The sequence below is a fragment of the Pseudomonas sp. SIMBA_041 genome (assembly GCF_046535095.1).
Lineage (GTDB): Bacteria > Pseudomonadota > Gammaproteobacteria > Pseudomonadales > Pseudomonadaceae > Aquipseudomonas > Aquipseudomonas mucoides.
In genome coordinates, this window is record NZ_JAWRXJ010000654.1 from 1 (window position 1) to 252 (window position 252).

The 252-nt window shown below is 64.7% G+C and carries 1 pseudogene; it reads right to left on the reverse strand.

The features are described from left to right. A pseudogene (locus SB725_RS32740) lies at positions 1-252 on the reverse strand (energy transducer TonB); the annotation flags it as partial.

The window sequence follows — 252 nt, forward strand, 5'->3', positions numbered from 1 at the left end:
TTGCCTTCGGCATCGACCACGAAACGCAGGCGGTTGATGCCCTGCAGGCCGCGACGACGCGCGTCTTCCGGATAGCGCTTGTACTTGGCCAGGTGGCGCAGCAGGTCACTCTGCCAGGTAGGCAGGGCGTTGCTGTTGGACGCGATGCTCGGTGCCGGTGCTGCGGACTTCTGGGGCGGCGTATTGCTTGGCGGTGCATCCACCACCTCCTCGGTCGGAGGTGCTTCCTTCGGCGGCTCAGGCTTTTTCTCA